Source organism: Mycobacterium sp. E3298, from assembly GCF_001666895.1.
Lineage (GTDB): Bacteria > Actinomycetota > Actinomycetes > Mycobacteriales > Mycobacteriaceae > Mycobacterium.
This window is the reverse complement of sequence record NZ_LZJB01000171.1, coordinates 50,931-69,509: the sequence shown is the minus strand read 5'-3', so window position 1 is coordinate 69,509 and position 18,579 is coordinate 50,931. Positions and strand designations below refer to the sequence as shown.

General features: G+C 69.6%; 18 protein-coding genes. 11 read left to right on the top strand and 7 right to left on the bottom strand.

Going from position 1 to position 18,579, the window contains the following annotated elements; translation table 11 throughout:
* Together glp and A9X05_RS08255 are read right to left on the bottom strand one after the other, a co-directional pair.
* A partial coding sequence (gene glp / locus A9X05_RS08260) for a gephyrin-like molybdotransferase Glp (protein ID WP_067780550.1) occupies positions 1 to 1,236 on the bottom strand: 1,236 nt, incomplete at its 3' end.
* Between the two features lie 86 nt (positions 1,237 to 1,322).
* Positions 1,323 to 2,234, bottom strand: coding sequence for a UTP--glucose-1-phosphate uridylyltransferase (locus tag A9X05_RS08255; RefSeq protein WP_067758098.1), 912 nt, complete (start codon positions 2,232 to 2,234; stop codon positions 1,323 to 1,325).
* A 76-nt stretch (positions 2,235 to 2,310) separates the two neighbouring features.
* Here A9X05_RS08255 and A9X05_RS08250 point away from each other — a divergent pair, with 76 nt between their 5' ends.
* The 4 genes from A9X05_RS08250 to mscL all read left to right on the top strand — a co-directional run bounded on the left by A9X05_RS08250 (position 2,311) and on the right by mscL (position 4,595).
* Positions 2,311 to 2,910 (top strand): 5-formyltetrahydrofolate cyclo-ligase, encoded by a 600-nt coding sequence (locus A9X05_RS08250; protein WP_067758101.1) that lies wholly within the window; start codon positions 2,311 to 2,313, stop codon positions 2,908 to 2,910.
* 89 nt (positions 2,911 to 2,999) lie between these two features.
* On the top strand, positions 3,000 to 3,335 hold the full coding sequence (locus A9X05_RS08245) for an FmdB family zinc ribbon protein (RefSeq protein WP_067758104.1): 336 nt from the start codon (positions 3,000 to 3,002) through the stop codon (positions 3,333 to 3,335).
* 66 nt (positions 3,336 to 3,401) lie between these two features.
* Positions 3,402 to 4,067: an SAF domain-containing protein gene (locus A9X05_RS08240; protein ID WP_067780549.1), complete on the top strand. Its 666-nt coding sequence runs from the start codon at positions 3,402 to 3,404 to the stop codon at positions 4,065 to 4,067.
* A gap of 66 nt (positions 4,068 to 4,133) precedes the next feature.
* Entirely contained in the window at positions 4,134 to 4,595 is a 462-nt protein-coding gene (gene mscL, locus A9X05_RS08235) for a large-conductance mechanosensitive channel protein MscL (RefSeq protein ID WP_067780546.1), read from the top strand.
* A gap of 8 nt (positions 4,596 to 4,603) precedes the next feature.
* Here the strand turns inward: mscL and A9X05_RS08230 are convergent, their stop codons facing one another.
* The 5 genes from A9X05_RS08230 to rpmF all read right to left on the bottom strand — a co-directional run bounded on the left by A9X05_RS08230 (position 4,604) and on the right by rpmF (position 9,200).
* A complete protein-coding gene (locus A9X05_RS08230) occupies positions 4,604 to 5,161 on the bottom strand; it encodes a molybdenum cofactor biosynthesis protein B (protein ID WP_055402749.1) in 558 nt (185 codons plus the stop codon).
* Positions 5,161 to 6,627, bottom strand: a complete 1,467-nt coding sequence (locus A9X05_RS08225; protein WP_067758114.1) for a S1C family serine protease — start codon at positions 6,625 to 6,627, stop codon at positions 5,161 to 5,163. Before A9X05_RS08225 ends, A9X05_RS08230 begins: the two co-directional genes overlap by 1 nt.
* A 79-nt stretch (positions 6,628 to 6,706) precedes the next feature.
* Positions 6,707 to 8,254 carry a HAMP domain-containing sensor histidine kinase gene (locus A9X05_RS08220; RefSeq protein ID WP_067780544.1) on the bottom strand — a complete coding sequence of 516 codons (1,548 nt, stop codon included), beginning with the start codon at positions 8,252 to 8,254 and terminating at the stop codon, positions 6,707 to 6,709.
* Between the two features lie 16 nt (positions 8,255 to 8,270).
* A complete protein-coding gene (gene mprA / locus A9X05_RS08215; RefSeq protein WP_067271149.1) occupies positions 8,271 to 8,960 on the bottom strand; it encodes a two-component system response regulator MprA in 690 nt (229 codons plus the stop codon).
* Between the two features lie 66 nt (positions 8,961 to 9,026).
* Complete coding sequence (gene rpmF / locus A9X05_RS08210; RefSeq protein WP_007168835.1) at positions 9,027 to 9,200, bottom strand: 50S ribosomal protein L32; 174 nt, start codon at positions 9,198 to 9,200, stop codon at positions 9,027 to 9,029.
* A gap of 289 nt (positions 9,201 to 9,489) precedes the next feature.
* Here rpmF and A9X05_RS08205 point away from each other — a divergent pair, with 289 nt between their 5' ends.
* The 7 genes from A9X05_RS08205 to A9X05_RS08175 all read left to right on the top strand — a co-directional run bounded on the left by A9X05_RS08205 (position 9,490) and on the right by A9X05_RS08175 (position 18,578).
* The gene (locus A9X05_RS08205; protein ID WP_067780541.1) at positions 9,490 to 11,199 is read left to right on the top strand and encodes an acyclic terpene utilization AtuA family protein; all 1,710 of its coding nucleotides are present in this window, start codon (positions 9,490 to 9,492) and stop codon (positions 11,197 to 11,199) included.
* Complete coding sequence (locus A9X05_RS08200; protein WP_067780538.1) at positions 11,196 to 12,344, top strand: acyl-CoA dehydrogenase family protein; 1,149 nt, start codon at positions 11,196 to 11,198, stop codon at positions 12,342 to 12,344. Before A9X05_RS08205 ends, A9X05_RS08200 begins: the two co-directional genes overlap by 4 nt.
* Before the next feature lie 2 nt (positions 12,345 to 12,346).
* Positions 12,347 to 13,936, top strand: a complete 1,590-nt coding sequence (locus A9X05_RS08195) for an acyl-CoA carboxylase subunit beta (protein ID WP_156675576.1) — start codon at positions 12,347 to 12,349, stop codon at positions 13,934 to 13,936.
* A gap of 5 nt (positions 13,937 to 13,941) precedes the next feature.
* Complete coding sequence (locus tag A9X05_RS08190; RefSeq protein ID WP_067780533.1) at positions 13,942 to 15,924, top strand: biotin carboxylase N-terminal domain-containing protein; 1,983 nt, start codon at positions 13,942 to 13,944, stop codon at positions 15,922 to 15,924.
* Entirely contained in the window at positions 15,921 to 17,087 is a 1,167-nt protein-coding gene (locus A9X05_RS08185; RefSeq protein WP_067758127.1) for an acyl-CoA dehydrogenase family protein, read from the top strand. The genes A9X05_RS08190 and A9X05_RS08185 overlap by 4 nt, the downstream gene beginning before the upstream one ends.
* The gene (locus tag A9X05_RS08180) at positions 17,087 to 17,869 is read left to right on the top strand and encodes an enoyl-CoA hydratase family protein (protein WP_067758129.1); all 783 of its coding nucleotides are present in this window, start codon (positions 17,087 to 17,089) and stop codon (positions 17,867 to 17,869) included. The genes A9X05_RS08185 and A9X05_RS08180 overlap by 1 nt, the downstream gene beginning before the upstream one ends.
* Before the next feature lie 106 nt (positions 17,870 to 17,975).
* Positions 17,976 to 18,578 (top strand): DUF1707 domain-containing protein, encoded by a 603-nt coding sequence (locus A9X05_RS08175; protein ID WP_067758132.1) that lies wholly within the window; start codon positions 17,976 to 17,978, stop codon positions 18,576 to 18,578.
* The last annotated feature ends 1 nt before the right edge of the window (position 18,579 follow it).

Below are 18,579 nucleotides of genomic sequence, written 5' to 3'. Positions count from 1 at the left end.
GCCGCTGGGCACCACCACGAGGCAGTTCGCTTCGGCGAGGGTGGCCAGCAGGTGCGAGGACGCCCCGGGCGGCCCGCCGAGTGCCTGCACCAGATATTCACCGGTCTCCTGGTCGCGCATCAACTGGCCGCGCAGGTAGCCCTTGCGCCCGGCGACCGACGTGATCGGCGACAGGGTGCGGGCCTGCACGATCCGGCGCATCGGCTGACGCTTGCCCAGCGAGAGCCGGATCAGCGGCCGGACCATCACCTCGAAGACCACCAGCGCGCTGACCGGGTTGGCGGGCAGCAGAAACGTCGGGACGCCGTCGCGGCCGAGCTGCCCGAAGCCCTGGACCGACCCGGGGTGCATCGCGACGCGGACGACTTCCATCTCCCCCAGCTCGGAAAGGACCGAGCGCACCGACTCGGCCGCGGCGCCGCCGACCCCGCCGGCGATCACCATCACCTCGGCGCGGTTGATCTGGCCCTCGACGGTGTCGCGGAATTCCTTGGGGTCGTTGCTGACGATGCCGATGCGGTTGACCTCGGCACCGGCATCGCGGGCCGCCGCCGCCAGCGCGTAGGAGTTGACGTCGTAGACCTGGCCGTTGCCGGGGGTGCGCGAAATGTCGACCAGTTCACCACCGACGGCCAACACCGTCACCCGGGGCCGCGGATGCACCAGCACCCGCTCGCGGCCGACCGCCGCGAGCAGCCCGACCTGGGCCGCGCCGATCACCGTGCCGGCGCGCACCGCGACGTCGCCGGGCTGCACGTCGTCGCCGGTGCGGCGCACGTACGCACCCGACGGCGCGCCGCGCAGGATCCGCACTCGCTTGCTCCCGCCGTCGGTCCAGCGCAACGGGATCACCGCATCGGCGAGCGTGGGTAGCGGGGCTCCCGTTTGCACTCGGGCGGCCTGGCGCGGTTGCAGGCGGCTGGGGGTGCGCGCGCCGGCCTCGACGGTTCCCATCACCGGCAGGACCAGGCCCTCGCGCCGGTCTTCGTCCAGCTCGGCGTCGCCGGGCGGCGGCTCAGGCAGGCTGTCGGCTCCCACTTCGCCGATGCCCAGCACGTCGACGCTGCGCACCGCGTAGCCGTCGATTGCGGCCTGGTCGAAGCCGGGCATGGGCCGCTCGGTGACAACTTCCTCGGCACACATCAATCCCTGCGCCTCGGCGATGGCCACCCGGATGGGCCGCGGCGCCACCGCGGCAGCGGTTATCCGGGCCTGCTGCTCCTCAACAGAACGCACAGCGCGCCTCTCTGCCCTCTGATGCCCTCGCGGGCACCGCCCTCACAGCCCTACGGGCGCCGTCGTGGGCCGGGCGTATCGGCCGGCTACTTCTCGGCCAGGCCTAACCGCGCCACCAACCATCGCCGCAAATCCGGGCCGTAGTCGTCACGATCCAATGCAAAGTCAACCGCAGCCTTGAGGTAGCCGCCGGGATTTCCCAAGTCGTGTCGAGATCCGCGATGCACGACGACATGCACGGGGTGACCCTCCGCGATGAGCAACGCGATCGCATCCGTGAGCTGCACCTCGCCGCCCACCCCGCGGTGGACGCGGCGCAACGCGTCGAAGATGGCCCGGTCGAGCACGTAGCGGCCCGCGGCGGCGAAAAGCGATGGGGCGTCCTCTTGCTTGGGCTTCTCCACCATGCCGTTGACCTTCAGCACGTCCGGGTTGTCGTCACCGGGAACCGGCTCGACGTCGAAGACCCCGTACGCGCTGACCTCGTCGGGCGCCACCTCGATCGCGCACAGCACGGTGCCGCCGTATTGCGCCCGCACCTTCGACATCGTTTCGAGGACGCCGGTCGGCAGCACCAGGTCGTCGGGCAGCAGCACCATGACGGCGTCGTCGTCCGACGTCAGGGTGGGCTCCACGCAGCCGATGGCGTGGCCCAGGCCGAGCGGCTCGGCCTGCACGACGGACTCGACCTTGATCAGCTGCGGCGCGCGCCGCACCTTGTCGAGCATCGCCTTCTTGCCGCGCGCCTCCAGCGTTCCCTCGAGGACCAGGTCCTCGACGAAGTGGGCGACGACGCCGTCCTTGCCCTCGGAGGTGATGATCACCAGGCGGTCGGCGCCCGCCTCGGCCGCCTCGGCGGCCACCAGCTCGATGCCGGGGGTGTCGACGACCGGCAGCAGCTCCTTGGGCACCGTTTTCGTCGCGGGCAGGAAGCGGGTACCAAGACCGGCAGCGGGCACGATCGCCGTGTGTGGGACCACCACTTTTGGGCTTGACATTGTTCACACGATAACCCGACAGCGGTTTGCCGAGTCGATGTGGCGCGGCCAAAGATCCGGCTGCAATGGTTGAGGCATGGCGACCACCGGTAAGGCCGCGTTGCGAGCCCAGTTGCAGGCGGCCCGCCGCCGCGTTGCCGACGAGGTGCGGGCCGAGGAGGCCCGGATGCTGAGCGGGCGGATCGAGGCCCTGAAAAGCATCATGAGCAGCGGTGACACCGTGTGCGCGTACGTGCCGGTGGGCGCCGAGCCCGGGTCGATAGACATGCTCGACGTGTTGCTGCGGCGGCCCGGACGCGTGTTACTGCCGGTTGCGCGCACGGCCGCCGACGGCGCGGCGCTGCCATTGCGCTGGGGCGAATATCGGCCCGGCACACTGACGTCCGCGCGGTGGGGGTTGCTGGAGCCGCCGGAACCCTGGTTTCCGGCCTCGGCCATCGCCGAGGCGAGCCTGATCCTGGTGCCGGCGTTGGCCGTCGACCGCTTCGGGGCCCGGTTGGGCCGCGGTCGTGGCTTCTACGATCGCTCCCTGGGCGGCCGGGGTCCCCACGCGCGGCTGATCGCGGTGGTGCGCGACGCGGAGTTGGTGGACCGGTTGCCTGCCGAGCCGCACGACATCCCGATGACGGACGCCCTCACGCCCAGGCGGGGACTAGTCGCGCTCGGTCGCGGGTAACAGATCGGGAATGAGTGACGTCACGTGGCGGTTCTAGCACTTGAGACGCTAGAGTGCTAACAGGCTTTTGCAACCATCCGGAGGTTTTCGTGCCGACTTACAGCTATCAGTGCACCGAGTGCGACGATCGCTTCGACATCGTGCAGGCCTTCACCGACGACGCGCTGACCACCTGCAAGCGCTGCTCCGGGCGGCTGCGCAAGCTCTTCAACTCCGTCGGAGTGGTGTTCAAGGGAAGCGGCTTCTACCGCACCGACAGCCGCGAGTCCGGCAAGAAGTCCGCGAGCTCGACCAACGGATCCTCGTCGAGCGACTCCGGCTCGAACGGCGCATCAAGCGAAAAGTCCGGATCGACCGAGAAGTCCGGTCCGAGCGAGAAGGCGACCAGCAGCTCCGCGGCGTCCACCGCGTCCGCGTCGAGCTGACGGGTTATCCACAACCGTTGGGCCGACGACGTTCGGCGCTGACCCCCATGCGCCTACCGTTGCGGCGTGGGCGAGTCGTCACTGAACCCAAGCCCGTTCAACCGCCTTTTGCTGCTGCGCCCCGATTGGACACGTACGGTGCTGGCGCGGCGGATCGCGGCGGGCGGGCTTGTCGTGTTGGCCGGCGTGGCGGCGCTGCGCTCCAACCCGGCGGGTGACTACGCCGAGGTGGTGGTCGCCGATCACGACCTGCGGCCCGGCGCCGCGTTGACGCCCGCGGATGTCCACCTCGAAAAGCGTTTGGCCGCAACCGTTCCCGATGGCTCACTGGCCGACGTGAGCGCGGTGGCCGGGTCGACGCTGGCCGGCCCGACGCGGCGCGGCGAGGTGCTCACCGATGTCCGGTTGCTCGGCAGCCGGCTCGCCGAGTCGACCGCGGGACCCGGTGCCCGCATCGTGCCGCTGCGCCTGGCCGACAACGCCCTGATCGACCTTGTCCGCGTCGGCGACGTCGTCGACGTGCTGGCCGCACCGGCGACCGCGGGGCCGGAGCCCGCCCAGGCCACCCCCAAGGTGGTGGCCACCGACGCCGTCGTGGTGCTCGTGTCGGCCAAGCCGAAGGTCCAGGCCGCGGACGGTGACCGCGTAGTGTTGGTTGCGCTGCCGGCTCGCGTGGCGAACACGGTGGCGGGCTCGGCGCTGGGTCAGGCGGTGACCCTCACCCTGCACTGAGTGCCTCGCCGTCGTTGGCCCCGCAGCTGACAGCAAACTCTGTCCAATCCCAGGAAGGACATCTGAATGTTCAAAGGGTTCAAGGAGTTTCTCTCGCGGGGCAACATCATCGACCTGGCCACCGCGGTGGTCATCGGTACCGCCTTCACCGCGCTGGTCACCCAATTCACCGACAGCATCATCAAGCCGCTGATCAACCGCGTCGGTGTCAACGAGAAGTCGAATCTCGGCATCCTGCGGATCGGCATCGGCGGCGGCCAGACCATCGACCTCAACAACGTGCTGTCGGCCGCCATCAACTTCGTCATCATCGCGGCCGTCGTCTATTTCCTGGTCGTGCTGCCGTACACGACCCTGCGCAGGCGCGGGGAGGTCGAGCAGGCCGACGACGCCCAGATCGTTCTGCTGACGGAGATCCGCGACCTCCTGGCGCAGACCAACGGCGACTCGTCCGGTCGGCACGGCGGCGCTGCCACCACCACGACGCCCCCGCCGGAGCACGGACCGCGCGCCGACGCCGAGGCGTAGGGCCCCGGCTAGATCTCCAGGCTCGACAGCTGCCCGATGATCTGTGCGGCGAGGGGATTCAGCGTCGCCATCCCGTCGCGCACCGCATAGCGGGAACCGGCGAGGTTCACCACCAACGTGCTCCCGGACACGCCGGCCAGGCCGCGTGACAATCCGGCGTCGGTGATCCCCGCGGAGAGCCCCGAGGCGCGAATGGCTTCGGCGATGCCGAGGATCTCGCGGTCCAGGATCTCGCGGGTGGCTTCGGGGGTGACGTCGCGGGGGGTGACGCCCGTCCCGCCGACCGAGACCACCAGGTCCACCCCGCCGATCACCGCGGTGTTGAGCGCGTTGCGGATCTCGACCTCGTCGGCCGCGACCGCGACCACACCGTCGACGACGAACCCCGCCTCCGTGAGCAGCTCGGTGACCAGCGGCCCGCTGTGGTCCTCATCCCCGTGGGCGGTGCGATCGTCGACCACCACGACCAGGGCCCGGCCAACCACCAACTCCGCACCCGTTTCCATGGGTGCCACCGTATAACCGAGCTCGGACAATCCGGCCGCCGAGGGTTCTTCGACTCGCATTACTGATCCGCCTTCCCCAGAGTCACCGGCACGGTACGGCTGCCACCACCAGCGGGATCCTGGAAGGTCAGCGAAATCTTGTCACCGGGCGCCTTCGACCGCACGGCAGCGACCAAGGCGTCGGCGCTGTTGATCGGGCGGTCGTCGACCTTGGTGACGATCACGTTCTTGGGCACTCCGGCGGTCGAGGCCGCCCCGCCCGGCACCACGTCGACGACCTTGGCGCCCGGGGAACCCTTGTCGTTGGTCACCTGCACGCCGAGCGACGCATGGGATGCCTTGCCGCTGCTGATCAGCTCGTCGGCGATGCGCTTGGCCTGATCGACCGGAATGGCGAAGCCGAGGCCGATCGAGCCGCTCTGGGCGTCCGGCGAGTCCGCACCCAGGGTGGCGATCGCCGAGTTCACGCCGACCAGCTGGCCATTCATGTTGACCAGCGCGCCGCCGGAGTTACCCGGGTTGATGGCGGCGTCGGTCTGGATGGCGTCCAGCACGGTGTTCTGGTTGCCCGACTCACCGGTGGTGGACACCGGCCGGTTCAGCGCGCTGACGATGCCGGTGGTGACCGTGCCCGACAGACCCAGCGGCGACCCGATGGCCACCACCGGTTGGCCGACGCGCAGGTCCGACGAGGAGCCCAGGGAGATCGGGGTCAGGCCGGACATGCCCTGCACCCGGATCACCGCGATGTCGCTGGTGGGGTCGGCACCGACGACCGTGAACGGCGCGGTGCGGCCGTCGGCGAAGGTCACCGTCGTCTTCGGAGCAGGCCCGGCGGGACCGCCGGGCGGACCACCGGGGGGCGCACCGGGAACCACGGGCGCTTTCGGCGGCCCCGCGGCCGCCGCGACCACGTGATTGTTGGTCAGGATGAGCCCGTCGGCGGAAAGGATGATGCCGGAGCCCTCCTCGGACTGGCGGCCCAGATCCGTCTCCAGCATGACGACACTGGGCACCACCTTGGAGGCGACCTGTTCGACGCTGCCCGGCGGCATGTTGGCCGCCGGGACGCTGGGTGCGCCGATGACGGTGTGCCCATTGCTGGTGGTCGAATGCGTCCCAAGCTCGACGGCCGTCGCCGCGGCGCCGCCGATGCCGGCCGAAACCACCGCGATGGTAAGCGCACCGACAGTCAAAAGCCCTGCGCGGGAACGTTTTTGGGGACCCGGCGGCATCGGCGGCAGCATGCCGGGAATCGGGCCCGTGCCGGTGGCCCCGGGGACCGGGCCTACCCCGGTCCCGCCGGGGATCCGCCCGGGACCGGTGCCGCTGAACGGGTCGTACGGCTGGCGGAACTGGTTGGTCTGCGATTGATGCCGCCAGTCGAACGGCTGGCCGTACGGTTGGGCGTGCCCCTGGCCGTAAGCAGAGGTCCCCGGGTGGCTCGGGGTGGGCGCAGGCTGATTCGGCGCAGGGTGGTACCCCGGCTGCTGCGGCGGTGGCGAATACCTCGGGTCATTCGTCATAGCGCTAGGTCGCTCTTCCTCTATCTCAGTATTCGGCTCGTCGGTTCGACAGGGCTCTTCAACAGTAGTGGCTGCACACCTACGTTGCCCGGGCGGACTGAGAGTCCACTGAGATAACGTTCGCGGGTTCCCGAGAGTTCGACTGGCCGGTCATCCGAACCGCGGGTTCGGTGACGGATTCTTCGCCGGCGGCCGCGGCAGACGACGCCGGATAGGCCGAGGGCGGCATCGGCCGGCCGGGCAGCAGCACGTAGAACGAGGTCCCGGGCGGCTGTCCGCCCGGCACGGTGTCCTCGACGCGGAGCAATCCACCGTGATTCAGCACGACCTTCTTGACGATCGCCAGCCCGAGCCCCGAACCGGGCATGGCGCGCGCGGTCGTCGACCGGTAGAAGCGCTCGAACACCAGCCGCCGTTCGTGCGGCGGGATGCCCGGGCCTTGATCGGAGACCACCAACTCGGCGTGCGACGGGTCGAGTTGCCGCATGGTGATGCCCACGTGACCGCCCGGCGGGCTCCACTTGGCCGCGTTGTCCAACAGGTTCAGCACGGCGCGCGACAGGCCCGCCGCGTCGCCGTACATCTGCCAGGGGGTTACGTCGACGTCGAAGTGAATGTCGTTGCGGCGCCGCCTGACCCGCTCCAGACTGCGGTCGATGACCTCGGACATGTCGACCGGTTCGTGCACCACCTGGCCGGCGTCGTCGCGGGTGAGGTCCACGAGATCACCCACCAGCGTGGACAGTTCCTCGATCTGCGCCAACACGTCGGCGCGGAGCTCGACCATCTCCTGCTCGGGCAGCCGCGGCGCCCCCGGTTCCATGGAGGCCATCAGCAGCTCGACGTTGGTGCGCAACGACGTCAGCGGGGTGCGCAGTTCGTGCCCCGCGTCGGTGACCAGCCGCGCCTGACGCTCGCGGGACTCGGCCAGCGCGCGCAGCATCAAGTTGAAAGCCTCGGTGAGCCTGGCCAATTCGTCGCTACCGAACACCGGGATCGGCCGCAGGTCGTCGGTGCGCGCCACCCGTTCGGTCGCCTCGGTCAGGCGGGCCACCGGGCGCAGCCCCGCCCGCGTGACCATGCCGCCCGCGACCGCGGCGACCGCGACGCCGATGCCGCCGACGATCAGCAGCACCCAGCGCAGCTTGGTCATCACGGCCTCGGTCGGCTTGAGGCTCTTGGAGATCAGCAGCGAGCAGCCATTGGGCAAGTGAATGGCCAGGACTCGTTGATCGGACGCGGTGCGCCGGGACATGAACAGATCACCGCGGATCACCGCCTTTTCCGGCGCGCCGACCGGCAGCGTCTGACCCGGCTGTTGCGCCGTGTAGATCGAGTGGCCCGGGTTCACCAGCATCGCGTTGACATCCGAATACGCGGTGCCCTCGATGGCCTTGCCGGGATCGGCGGCCAGTGAGCCGCTGGCGATCAGCAGCTGAGCCCGGCTCTGCAACTGGTTGTCGATATCGCTATACAGCGCAGCCGAAATCACCGCGTACACGGCGAACGCCATCAGCACGACGACCATGGCCACCATCGACATCGCCAGCAGCATGACGCGCCACCGCAGGGACAACGAACTGGTGGCGCGAAGCGGCACGCGTGGGGGCCGTTGGTACCTGATCATCGCGGGATGTGACTGGTCACGGCGGCGTCTCCCGAAGGACATAGCCCACGCCGCGCACCGTGTGGATCAGCCGTGGCTCGCCGTCGGCCTCGGTCTTGCGGCGCAGATAGCCGACGTAGACCTCCAGCGCGTTGCCGGAAGTGGGAAAGTCGAAGCCCCACACCTCTTCCAGGATCCGGCTGCGGGTGAGTACGCGGCGCGGATTGGCGATCAACATTTCCAGCAAGGCGAATTCCGTGCGCGTAAGGCTGATTTGGCGCTGCCCGCGGGTGACTTCGCGGGTCACCGGGTCCAGCGTCAGGTCGGAGAACTGCATGGCCACCGATTCGGCGTCGTCGTCGTCCGGCTTGGTCCGGCGCAGCAGCGCCCGCATGCGGGCCAGCAGTTCCTCGAGCGCGAACGGCTTGGGGAGGTAGTCATCCGCGCCGGCGTCGAGCCCGGCGACGCGCTCGGAGACCGAATCACGGGCGGTGAGCACCAGGATGGGTAGGTCGTCGCCGGTGCTGCGGAGCTGACGGCAGACCTCGAGCCCGTCCAGCCGCGGCATCATCACGTCGAGCACGAGCGCGTCGGGCCGGTCGCTCGCGATCATCTCGAGCGCCTCCAGCCCGTCATGGGCCAACTCGACCGAGTAGCCATTGAAGGAAAGCGATCGGCGCAGCGACTCACGCACTGCGCGATCGTCGTCGACGACCAGTATCCGCACGGGCCTAGTGTCGTCCCGACGCCTGAGAGCCGGCTGAGAGGCGCGCCGGGTATTTGCCGAGATTAACTAACGCCGGTCCAGGTCGATCAGACCGAGCCGGGCCGCCTTGAGCAGCCGGCGGGGCACCTTGTGCTTCTGGCCGGCGACCGTCACACCGACGAGCTCGGTCTTGGTGGCCTTCCACTGCGCGCGACGGCTACGGGTGTTCGCGCGCGACATCCTGCGCTTGGGTACGGCCATGGTCGGGCCTAACTCCTCGTGTCGGGGGCTTGTCGCGCGGCGTGGCCGGTGCGGCCGAACGTGCGACGATTGCTCCCAGGATAGTCGGTGGCCTGCCGGGCACCAAAACGAAGCCCTCTGGCGCCGAGATGGCCATGGCGGTTGTGATCCGGGCGCCGTCCACGAGCGTGGCGGCAATCTCGACGTCGGAGGCGAGGGGCGTCCTTGACGTGACACTGGCGCGACCCGCTAACCTACCGGTTGGTTGGTTGGTTTGCGCTCACCGGTGAAACGCAGATTGGAGGACTGCATGGCCTCAGCTCCTGGTCGTGACGCGGTCCGGATCGCGAACTGCTCCGGGTTCTACGGCGACCGGCTGTCGGCGATGCGCGAGATGCTCACCGGCGGCGACGTGGACTACCTCACCGGCGATTACCTGGCCGAATTGACCATGCTGATCCTGGGCCGCGACCGGATGAAGCACCCCGAGCGCGGCTACGCCAAGACGTTTCTGATCCAGCTCGAGGACTGTCTCGGGGAGGCCCGCGATCGGGGTGTGCGCATCGTCGCCAACGCCGGCGGACTCAACCCGGCGGGGCTGGCCGCCGCGATACGCGTCCTGGCCGAGCGCCTCGGCATTCCCGCGCGGGTCGCCCACGTCGAAGGCGACGACCTGCTGGCGCGCGCCGCCGACCTCGGGCTGGGCAGCCCGCTGACCGCGAACGCCTACCTGGGCGCGTGGGGCATCGTCGACTGCCTGGGCGACGGCGCCGACGTGGTCGTCACCGGCCGGGTCACCGACGCCTCGGTGATCGTCGGAGCCGCCGCCGCGCACTTCGGCTGGGGCCGCACCGACTACGACCGGCTGGCCGGCGCGGTGGTCGCCGGCCACGTCATCGAGTGCGGCGTGCAGGCCACCGGCGGCAACTACTCCTTCTTCACGGAGGTCGCGGACCTGACCCACGCCGGCTTCCCGCTGGCCGAGGTGCACCCCGACGGCTCCTCGGTGATCACCAAGCACGCCGGCACCGGCGGGCTGGTGAGCGTCGACACCGTCACCGCGCAATTGCTGTACGAGATCACCGGCGCCCGCTACGCCAACCCCGACGTCACCGCGCGGATGGACACCGTCGAGCTGTCCCCCGACGGCCCCGACCGGGTGCGCATCCACGGCGTGCGCGGCGAACCGCCGCCGCCCACCTACAAGGTGTCGCTGAACAGCATCGGCGGATTCCGCAACTCCATGACCTTCGTGCTGACCGGTCTCGACATCGAGGCCAAGGCGGACCTGGTGCGCCGGCAGCTCGACGCCGCGCTGACCGTCAAGCCCGCGGAGCTGCAGTGGTCGCTGGCCCGCACCGACCACCCCGACGCCGACACCGAGGAAGCCGCCAGCGCGCTGCTGCACTGCGTGGTCCGCGACCCCGACCCCGCCAACGTCGGGCGCCAGTTCTCCTCGGCCGCCGTGGAATTGGCTCTCGCCAGCTATCCGGGCTTTCACGTGACCGCCCCACCGGGCGACGGTCAGGTCTACGGCGTGTTCACCGCCGGCTACGTCGACGCCAAGGAGGTGCCCCACGTCGCGGTGCACGCCGACGGCACCCGGGTGGAAATCGACTGCGCCACCGAGACTTCGGAGCTCGCGCCCGCCGAGCCCCCACCCCTGCCGGAGCCGCTGCCCGACGGCCCGACCCGCCGGGTGCCGCTGGGCCGCATCGCCGGCGCCCGCAGCGGCGACAAGGGCGGCTCGGCCAACGTCGGGGTCTGGGTTCGCACCGACGAGCAATGGCGGTGGCTCGCCAACACGCTGACCGTCGAGCTGCTCAAGGAGCTGCTGCCCGAGGCCGCGGAGTTCGTCGTCACCCGCCACTTGCTGCCCAACCTGCGCGCGGTCAACTTCGTCATCGACGGCATCCTGGGCCAGGGCGTCGCCTACCAGGCGCGGTTCGACCCGCAGGCCAAGGGATTGGGCGAATGGTTGCGCGGCCGCCACGTCGACATCCCCGAAAGGTTGTTATGAATCTGTGGACGACGCCGGAGCGCGAAGAGCTGCGAAAGACGGTGCGCTCCTTCACCGAACGCGAAATCCTGCCCCACGCAGACGAGTGGGAGCGCGTCGGGGAGCTGCCGCGTGAGCTGCACCGTCGCGCCGGGGCGGCCGGCCTGCTGGGGGCGAACTTTCCCGAGGCGGTCGGCGGGGGTGGCGGCGACGGCGCCGACGCGGTGATCATCTGTGAGGAGGTGCATCAGGCCGGCGCCCCGGGAGGCGTGTTCGCGTCGCTGTTCACCTGCGGCATCGCGGTGCCACACATGATCGCCTCCGGCGATGCGCGGCTGATCGAGGAGTTCGTCCGGCCGACGCTGGCCGGCGACAAGATCGGCGCGCTGGCGATCACCGAGCCCGGCGGCGGTTCGGACGTCGGGCACCTGCGAACGTCGGCGGTGCGCGACGGTGATCACTACGTGGTCAACGGCGCCAAGACCTACATCACCTCCGGGGTGCGCGCCGACTACGTCGTCACCGCGGTGCGCACGGGCGGTCCGGGCGCCGCGGGCGTTTCGCTGCTGGTGGTCGAAAAGGGAACGCCGGGCTTCGAGGTGAGCCGCAAGCTGGCCAAGATGGGGTGGCGGTCCTCCGATACCGCCGAACTGTCCTTCGTCGACGCCCGAGTTCCGGCGGCCAACCTCGTCGGCGCCGAGAACAGTGGATTCCTGCAGATCGCGCAGGCCTTCGTCGCGGAACGGATCGGCCTTGCCGCACAGGCGTATTCGAGCGCCCAACGGTGCCTGGACCTGACGGTGCAGTGGTGCCGCGACCGCGAAACCTTCGGTCGGCCGCTGATCTCCCGGCAGTCGGTGCAGAACACGCTGGCCGAGATGGCCCGGCGCATCGACGTCGCGCGGGTCTACTCCCGCCACGTGGTCGAGCGACAGCTGGCCGGCGAGACGAATCTGATCGCCGAGGTGTGTTTCGCCAAGAACACCGCCGTCGAGGCGGGCGAATGGGTGGCCAACCAGGCCGTCCAGCTGTTCGGCGGGATGGGCTACATGGCCGAATCCGAAGTCGAACGCCAATACCGCGACATGCGGATCCTCGGCATCGGTGGCGGCACCACCGAAATCCTGACCGCACTGGCCGCGAAAACGCTTGGATACCAATCATGACCGTGCTGCAGTCCACGCTGGACCCGCAATCCGCCGCCTACACCGACGCGGCGTCGACGGCGACTTCCCGGCTCGAGGAGATCGACGCCGAGCTCGCCAAAGCGCTTGCGGGTGGCGGGCCCAAGTATGTCGAGCGCCACCACGGCCGAGGCAAGCTGACCGCCCGGGAACGCATCGAGCTGCTCGTCGACCCCGATTCCCCGTTCCTCGAGCTCAGCCCGCTGGCGGCCTACGGCAGCGCGTTCACCGTCGGCGCCAGCACCGTCACCGGCATCGGAGTGGTGTCCGGCGTGGAATGCCTGATCGTCGCCAACGACCCGACCGTCAAGGGCGGCACCAGCAACCCGTGGACGCTGAAGAAGATCTTGCGGGCCAACCAGATCGCGTTCGAAAACCGGCTGCCGGTCATCTCGCTGGTGGAATCGGGCGGGGCGGACCTGCCCACCCAGAAGGAGATCTTCATCCCCGGCGGGCGGATGTTCCGCGACCTCACCCGCCTGTCGGCGGCCGGCATCCCCACCATCGCGCTGGTCTTCGGCAACTCGACCGCCGGCGGCGCCTACATTCCCGGCATGTCCGACCACGTGGTGATGATCAAGGAGCGGTCGAAGGTGTTCCTGGCCGGTCCCCCACTGGTCAAGATGGCCACCGGCGAGGAGTCCGACGACGAGTCGTTGGGCGGCGCCGAAATGCATTCCCGCGTCTCCGGTTTGGGGGATTACTTCGCCGTCGACGAGCTCGACGCCATCCGCATCGGGCGCCGCATCGTCGCCCGGCTGAACTGGCGCAAGGAGGGCCCCGCGCCCGGGCCGGTCGCGGATCCGTTGTTCGACGCCGAGGAGCTGATCGGCATCGTGCCCGCGGACCTGCGTATCCCGTTCGACCCCCGCGAGGTGATCGCCCGCATCGTCGACGGCTCCGAATTCGACGAATTCAAGGCCATGTACGGGTCGTCGCTGGTGACCGGGTGGGCCCGGTTGCACGGCTATCCGCTGGGCATCCTGGCCAACGCGCGCGGCGTGCTCTTCAGCGAGGAATCGCAGAAGGCTACCCAATTCATCCAGCTGGCCAATCGCTCCAACACCCCGCTGTTGTTCCTGCACAACACCACCGGCTACATGGTGGGCAAAGACTACGAGGAGGGCGGGATGATCAAGCACGGCTCGATGATGATCAACGCCGTCTCCAACTCGACCGTCCCGCACATCTCGCTGTTGATCGGCGCCTCCTACGGCGCGGGCCACTACGGCATGTGCGGCCGCGCCTACGACCCCAGGTTCCTGTTCGCCTGGCCCAGCGCGAAATCCGCGGTGATGGGCGGCGCTCAGCTTGCCGGCGTCTTGTCGATCGTGGCGCGGGCCGCCGCCGAAGCGCGGGGCCAGCAGGTCGACGAGGAGGCGGACGCCGCGATGCGGGCCGCCGTCGAGGGGCAGATCGAGGCCGAGTCGCTGCCGTTGGTCCTGTCCGGGATGCTCTACGACGACGGGGTGATCGACCCGCGCGACACCCGCACCGTCTTGGGAATGTGTCTGTCCGCCATTGCCAATGGCCCGATCAAGGGGACGTCGAACTTCGGCGTCTTCCGGATGTGAGCCCCATGGTTACTCGAGTGCTGGTCGCCAACCGCGGCGAGATCGCCCGGCGGGTCTTCGCCACCTGCCGGCGGCTGGGCCTGGGCACCGTCGCCGTCTACACGGACCCCGACGCCGACGCGCCCCATGTCGCCGAGGCCGACGCCCGGGTGCGGCTGGCCAAGACCAACGACTACCTCAACGCCGAAGCGATCATCGCGGCCGCCCGCGCCGCGGGCGCCGACGCTGTGCATCCGGGGTACGGGTTCCTCTCGGAGAACGCCGATTTCGCGGCGACCGTGCGGGGCGCGGGCCTGATGTGGATCGGACCGCCGGTCGATGCGGTGCGGGCCATGGGTTCCAAGATCGAGTCCAAGAAGCTGATGGCCGCCGCCGGCGTTCCGGTGCTCGACGAGCTCGACCCCGAGACGGTGACCCAGGCGCAGCTTCCGGTGCTGGTCAAGGCCTCCGCCGGCGGTGGCGGCCGCGGGATGCGGGTGGTGCGCGAATTGTCCGCTCTCGCAGGCGAAGTGGAAGCGGCCCGCCGTGAGGCGCAGTCCGCGTTCGGCGACCCGACCGTGTTCTGCGAGCGCTACCTGCCCACTGGGCACCACATCGAGGTTCAGGTCATGGCTGACACGCATGGCACGGTCTGGGCCGTCGGAGAACGGGAATGCTCGATTCAGCGCCGGCACCAGAAGATCATCGAGGAGGCCCCCTCTCCCCTGGTCGAGCGCACCCCTGCCATGCGGGCCAGGCTCTTCGACGCGGCCCGGCTCGCCGCCGGGGCGATCGGATACACGGGCGCCGGAACCGTCGAATTCCTCGCCGACGATGACGGCGAGTTCTACTTCCTGGAGATGAACACCCGGCTGCAGGTCGAGCATCCGGTGACCGAGGAGACCACCGGGCTCGACCTCGTCGAACTGCAGATCGCCGTCGCCAACGGCGATCGCCTCGACGCCGAACCACCCGCCGCGCAAGGGCATTCGATCGAGGCCCGCCTCTACGCCGAGGATCCCGCCCAGGGCTGGCAGCCGCAGGCGGGCCGCGTGCACCGCATCGACGTGCCGGCGGTCCAGTCGCAATTCCGCACGCTTGGGCACCGAACGGGCATCCGCCTCGATTCGGGCGTCGTCGCGGGATCCACGGTGTCCATTCACTACGACCCGATGCTGGCCAAGGTCATCTCGTACGCGCCGACGCGCCGGCAAGCGGCGCTGGTGCTCGCCGATGCGCTCGCCCGCACCCGGTTGCACGGCCTGCGCACCAACCGCGAGCTGCTGGTCAACGTGCTGCGCCACCCCGCATTTCTCGACGGCGCCACCGACACCGCGTTTTTCGACACGCACGGACTGCAGGAACTCTCGGCGCCGCTCGCCGGTGGCGACACCGTCCGGTTGTCGGCGATCGCCGCCGCGCGCGCCGACGCCGCGCGCAACCGCGCGGGGGCCCCCGTCCTGGGATCGCTGCCCAGCGGCTGGCGCAACCTGGCCTCCGGCTACCAGGTGAAGAGTTACCGCGACGCCGACGGCGGCGAGCACCAGGTCGAATACCGTTTCGGCAGATCGGGATTGCTGTTGGCGCACGACGAGCAGGTGCGGCTGGTCTCGGCCACGCCGGGCGAGGTCGTGCTGGCTGACGGCTCCGGGGTGGCTTGCGGCTTTACGGTCGCTCGATACGGTGACGGCGTCTACATCGACTCGGCGCGGGGGCCCGTCCGCCTGGTCGCGCTGTCGCGCTTCCCGGAGCCCGGCTCGGCCGTCGAACAGGGTTCGCTGGTCGCGCCCATGCCAGGGAACGTGATCCGGATCGGCGCCGCGGTCGGCGACGCCGTCAATGCCGGGCAGGCTTTGATCTGGCTCGAGGCCATGAAGATGGAACACACCATCACCGCGCCGACCGACGGCGTCCTCGCCGAACTCAACGTCCAGACCGGCCAGCAAGTCGAGGTGGGCACCGTGTTGGCGCGCGTCGAGGCGCCGCAAGCAGAAGGAGATCCAGCATGACCGACACCAGCTTCATTGAAAGCGAAGAGCGGCAGGCCCTGCGTAAGTCGGTGGCCGCCTGGGCCGCCAACTACGGCAGCGAGTACTACCTGAAAAAGGCCCGGGCGCACGAACACACCGACGAATTGTGGTCGGAGGCGGGCAAGCTCGGCTTCCTCGGGGTGAACCTGCCCGAAGAGTACGGCGGCGGCGGCGCCGGCATGTACGAGCTGTCCCTGGTGATGGAGGAGATGGCGGCGGCGGGCAGCGCGCTGCTCCTGATGGTCGTCTCGCCGGCCATCAACGGCACGATCATCAGCAAGTTCGGCACCGAGGAGCAGAAGAAACGCTGGATTCCCGGCATCGCCGACGGCACCCTGACGATGGCCTTCGCGATCACCGAGCCCGACGCGGGCTCCAACTCGCACAAGATCACCACCACCGCCCGGCGCGACGGCGGCGACTGGATCCTCAAGGGTCAGAAGGTCTACATCTCGGGCATCGACCAGGCGCAGGCCGTCCTGGTGGTGGGCCGCACCGAGGAGGCTAAGACCGGAAAGCTGCGGCCGGCCCTGTTCGTGGTGCCCACCGATGCCCCCGGATTCACCTATACGCCAATCGAAATGGAGCTGATCAGCCCCGAACGGCAGTTCCAGGTCTTCCTCGACGATGTCCGGCTGCCGGCGGACGCGCTGGTCGGTTCCGAGGACGCCGCGATCGCGCAGCTGTTCGCGGGCCTGAACCCCGAGCGGATCATGGGCGCCGCCAGCTCGGTCGGGATGGGACGGTTCGCTCTGGAGAAGGCCGCCGACTACGTCAAGACCCGGCAGGTGTGGGGCACGCCGATCGGCGCACACCAAGGACTGTCGCACCCGTTGGCGCAGTGCCACATCGAGGTGCAACTGGCCAAGCTGATGATGCAGAAGGCCGCCGCGCTGTACGACAGCGGCGACGACGCGGGTGCGGCGGAGGCGGCCAACATGGCCAAATACGCTGCCGCCGAGGCGGCTACGCGCTCGGTCGACCAGGCCGTGCAATCGATGGGCGGCAACGGGCTGACCAAGGAGTACGGCGTGGCCGCCATGCTCGCCTCGGCCAGGCTCGGGCGGATCGCCCCCGTCAGCCGCGAGATGGTGCTCAATTTCGTGGCGCAGACGTCGCTGGGCCTGCCCCGGTCGTACTGATGGAAACGCTGGTCGACTACGCCGGTCCGGCCGATACCGGCGGACCGTTCGCGCGGCTGACGCTGGACTCGCCCCACAACCGCAACGCGCTGTCGACCACGCTCGTCGAGCAGCTGCATCAGGGCTTGCGTGACGCCGCGACGGACCCCGCCGCGCGCGCGGTGGTGCTGGGGCATACCGGCAACACGTTCTGCGCGGGCGCGGACCTCAGTGCGGCCGGCTCGGGGGACGACCCCTTCGAGATGGCCGTCGCCCGGGCCCGCGAGATGACCGCGGTGATGCGGGCCATCGTCTCCTCGGCCCTGCCGGTGATCGCCGCGATCAACGGGCACGTCCGCGCGGGCGGGTTCGGACTCGTCGGCGCGTGCGATATCGCCGTCGCCGGACCGCGCAGCACCTTCGCCCTGACCGAGGCCCGGATCGGCGTCGCCCCCGCGGTCATCTCGCTCACGCTGCTGCCGAAGCTGGCGCCGCGCGCGGCGGCGCGCTACTACCTGACCGGCGAGACTTTCGGGGCCGACGAAGCGGCGGCGATCGGGCTGATCACGATGGCCGCCGACGACGTCGACGCGGCGGTGGCTGCGCTGCTCGCCGACGTGGGCCGCGGTTCGCCCCAGGGGCTGGCCGCCTCCAAGGCGTTGACCACGGCTGCGGTGCTGGAAGGGTTCGACCGCGACGCCGAGCGCCTCGCCGAAGAATCGGCCCGGCTCTTCGTGTCCGACGAAGCGCGCGAGGGCATGCTGGCGTTCCTGCAAAAGCGCCCCCCGAGCTGGGCAAGTTAGCCAGGTGTCAAACAAAGGCGGCCGGGCAAGCCTGCCGGCGCGGCGCAAGGTTGCAGTTTGACCAATCGTCTTGCACCAAGACCCGGACGTCGTAGGCTCGTGGGTAATGAGCAACTCTGCGCAACGCGACGCGAAGGACACGCGCGACGAATCGTCGCGCGCGGCCGACACTGATCGCATCCAGCTCGCACAGTTGCTGGCGTATGCGGCCGAGCAGGGCCGGCTGCAGATGAAGGACTACGAAGACCGCCTGACCAGGGCGTACGCGGCGACCACGTACGAGGAGCTGGACCAGCTGCGGGCGGATCTGCCGGGCTCACAGATCAACCTGCGCCGCGGTGCCAAGCCGAACCCGGCGCCGTCCACGCTGCTGCTGGCCCTGTTGAGCGGCTTCGAACGGCGCGGCCGGTGGAACGTGCCCAAGAAGCTCACCACCTTCGCCTTCTGGGGCAACGGCGTGGTGGATCTGCGTTACGCCGACTTCACGTCGACAGAGGTCGACATCCACGCGATGTCGATCATGGGGGCGACGAAGATTTTGCTGCCGCCCGAAGTGAACGTCGAGATCCACGGCCGCGGCGTCATGGGCAACTTCGACCGCAGCGTCCTCGGCCAGGGCACCCCGGGCGCACCCAAGGTGAACATCCGCGGCTTCTCGCTGTGGGGCGCTGTCGGCATCATTCGCAAGGCCCGCCGGCCGCGCGATTAGC

Excerpts from the sequence above, each read along its gene's own strand:
- A9X05_RS08255 (WP_067758098.1), bottom strand. The coding sequence starts at position 2,234 with ATGTCAAGCCCAAAAGTGGTGGTCCCACACACGGCGATCGTGCCCGCT.
- A9X05_RS08250 (WP_067758101.1), top strand. The coding sequence starts at position 2,311 with ATGGCGACCACCGGTAAGGCCGCGTTGCGAGCCCAGTTGCAGGCGGCC.
- mscL (WP_067780546.1), top strand. The coding sequence starts at position 4,134 with ATGTTCAAAGGGTTCAAGGAGTTTCTCTCGCGGGGCAACATCATCGAC.
- A9X05_RS08230 (WP_055402749.1), bottom strand. The coding sequence starts at position 5,161 with ATGCGAGTCGAAGAACCCTCGGCGGCCGGATTGTCCGAGCTCGGTTAT.
- A9X05_RS08225 (WP_067758114.1), bottom strand. The coding sequence starts at position 6,627 with ATGACGAATGACCCGAGGTATTCGCCACCGCCGCAGCAGCCGGGGTAC.
- A9X05_RS08220 (WP_067780544.1), bottom strand. The coding sequence starts at position 8,254 with ATGATCAGGTACCAACGGCCCCCACGCGTGCCGCTTCGCGCCACCAGT.
- rpmF (WP_007168835.1), bottom strand. The coding sequence starts at position 9,200 with ATGGCCGTACCCAAGCGCAGGATGTCGCGCGCGAACACCCGTAGCCGT.
- A9X05_RS08205 (WP_067780541.1), top strand. The coding sequence starts at position 9,490 with ATGGCCTCAGCTCCTGGTCGTGACGCGGTCCGGATCGCGAACTGCTCC.
- A9X05_RS08200 (WP_067780538.1), top strand. The coding sequence starts at position 11,196 with ATGAATCTGTGGACGACGCCGGAGCGCGAAGAGCTGCGAAAGACGGTG.
- A9X05_RS08190 (WP_067780533.1), top strand. The coding sequence starts at position 13,942 with ATGGTTACTCGAGTGCTGGTCGCCAACCGCGGCGAGATCGCCCGGCGG.
- A9X05_RS08185 (WP_067758127.1), top strand. The coding sequence starts at position 15,921 with ATGACCGACACCAGCTTCATTGAAAGCGAAGAGCGGCAGGCCCTGCGT.
- A9X05_RS08180 (WP_067758129.1), top strand. The coding sequence starts at position 17,087 with ATGGAAACGCTGGTCGACTACGCCGGTCCGGCCGATACCGGCGGACCG.
- A9X05_RS08175 (WP_067758132.1), top strand. The coding sequence starts at position 17,976 with ATGAGCAACTCTGCGCAACGCGACGCGAAGGACACGCGCGACGAATCG.